The 2,258-nt window shown below is 67.8% G+C and carries 2 protein-coding genes; one reads left to right on the top strand and one right to left on the bottom strand.

The genetic code is table 11. The annotated features are described in order from the left end of the window. Window positions 1-231 precede the first annotated feature (231 nt). Complete coding sequence (locus ACFVZW_RS15650; protein WP_384521299.1) at window positions 232-699, top strand: hypothetical protein; 468 nt, start codon at window positions 232-234, stop codon at window positions 697-699. A 52-nt stretch (window positions 700-751) separates the two neighbouring features. Here ACFVZW_RS15650 and ACFVZW_RS15645 read toward each other — a convergent pair whose 3' ends face one another. Continuing rightward, entirely contained in the window at window positions 752-1,918 is a 1,167-nt protein-coding gene (locus tag ACFVZW_RS15645; protein WP_384521297.1) for a hypothetical protein, read from the bottom strand. Between the last annotated feature and the right edge of the window lie 340 nt (window positions 1,919-2,258).

Below are 2,258 nucleotides of genomic sequence, written 5' to 3'. Positions count from 1 at the left end.
ACCGCCCGTGTCGCGAGACACTCTGCCCACCAGAGTGAGAATTTGTTAATGAGGCGGTGTGTCGGGGGGGGGGGGGGGCGCCCCCCGCCCCCCCCCCCCCCCCCCCCCACGACGCATCAAGCAGCGTGGACCCCCTGCGGTTCTCAGATAGATCCAGAGCAACTGAACGCGTTGGCCAGCCCGGCGGTCCGCCGACGGGCGACAGCAGGGCTGGCTGTCGCGTCAGCGCCGGTGGTGGCCCAAGACTTCATGCTGCCCGGCTTCGTCCTCCTCGACGTCCGCCGGCACCTGGAGTGGTTCGCCCAGGACGGACCGGACGGCCTCGTCTTCGTGGGCGAGAAGGGGGCAGCCCTGCGCGGCACCACCTTCGGCCGGAAGTGGGGCAAGGCCCGCGACGCGGTCGGCATGCCGAAGGAGTTCCGCTTCTACGACCTCCGGCACACCGGCAACACCCTCGCCGCCGACACCGGTGCCAAGCTGAAGGACCTCATGGTCCGCGCGGGCCAGTCCTCAGAGCGGGCGCAGCTGATCTACCAGCACTCCACCAAGGAGCACCAGCGCAAGCTCGCCGACGACATCGACTCGGATGTGCGCCGTCAGCGCACGGCGGTTCGGGGCCTGGGTGGGGGCGCAGCCGCCGCTGTCCACAGGTTCCCAGTTCCGCCCGCAGGTTCCGGTGGAGCTGCGCGGGTGAGGTGACAGGCCCAGGTGGAGGTCCAGAGTGGACCTCCACCTGCTGCTTCCCAGCCTGCTAAAAGGGAGGCTCAGATGCGGTGCCGGCCTTCGGGGGTTCCGCTGCCTCGATCAGCTTGTTGGTCAGCTCGACGGTGGCGAGATACCACCAGAAGGTCCAGTCGAGGAAGGCGTCGTTGTAGTTGGCGAGCTGGTCCGCGCGCCGGTGACGCAGGTCGAATCTGTTGGCGATCTCGAACAAGGCCCCGTCGTCAGGCTTTCCGAGGTCTTCGCGGATCAGAGCCCGGCGTTCCTCCAGGATGCCAACGGCGGCAACGATGGCCGACCGCTTGCTCTCCAAAGATGCGTCGCGAGCGCGGAAGAGTGCGATGGCGTGCCGAACGCGGGTGGTGATGGCAGGAGGGCTGTCGTTGAGGACGCGGTGCACCAGCTGGCGGCGCGCGTCGTCGGTCACGGCGACAAGTCGGCCCAAGTCTTCCCCTTCAGCGGCGAGCTCGTACGCGGCTCCGGCTTCGCGCAGCAGTTCGTTGATCTTCGCGCGGTAGAGGATTCGCGCAGGTCCGTTGTGGAATTCCGAGTGGTGCCAGCCGCACCCGCCGTAGGAGTGGAAGCTCCGTAGCCGGGGACGGCTGACAAGATCGTGGAAGACCTCGATCAGACCGTAGAAGGTGTCCTCGTCCCAGGTCGTCGGGGCCAGGGGCCACAAGCCCGGGATGCCCAAGCGTCGTTCGATCAGAGCGGAGGCGTCGGGCAGGTCGTCCGGCCCATCGACGCACTCCTCGCCGAACTGCTCGACCAGGTAGCCGTTGTCCGAGAAATCGGCGATGATCCGCGCGAAGTCGCGGCGGCCGTCTCGTGCGGTGCTGTCGTCGGCAGACAAGCTACGTCCGTGCCTTTGAGGCCAGTACGGCCGGGGCGCGAGCGCGGGCCGGATCTCCGAAGCACGGCTGATGAGTTCCGAGAACCAGTCCTCCCGGGTGTCTCCCCTGTACCGGCCTTCCCGCGTAGAGCCCCAGCCGCTATGCAGGGCCTCGACTTCCTGGAAGTCCGCCACGGCTGTCGATCCGACCAGGGCCTCGGTCAAGAGCCACTCCACGCGGTCCTCCCGCGAGGAACGGGAGCCCTTGGTCCTCAGGATGCGTTCCCCTTCCGACACGAACAGCGATGTCGGCCACACCAGCTCGTAGTTGCTCAGGTCCACGATCACGGCGCCATCATCACCCATTCGCACGCATAGCGGAGCAGGGTCCAGCGCATGCTTCGTGCCTGTCAGCTTCTGCTGGGCCCATGCCGACTTTGCCGGCCTGCAGGTGCGACCCTCAGTTCGCGAGGAGCTAGATCAATCTCACCCAGGGCGGCCATTCCCGACGACGCGAGGTCTGGATCGGCTTCTGTCGTGACGGGGCATGAGGTGTCCCGTATGGCACGCGAATGGCACGCGGGTCCCGAGAGGTCTAGGCAACAACGAAGGGGGCCCGGGGCCGGGCCGGGGGGGGGCGCCCCACCCCCTGACGGGGAGCACACCCCCCCCCCAACCAGGGGAGCACCCTCTGGGACCCGATAAC

Source organism: Streptomyces sp. NPDC059567 (assembly GCF_042735655.1).
Taxonomy (GTDB): domain Bacteria; phylum Actinomycetota; class Actinomycetes; order Streptomycetales; family Streptomycetaceae; genus Streptomyces.
This window is presented reverse-complemented; position numbering and strand designations above follow the sequence as displayed.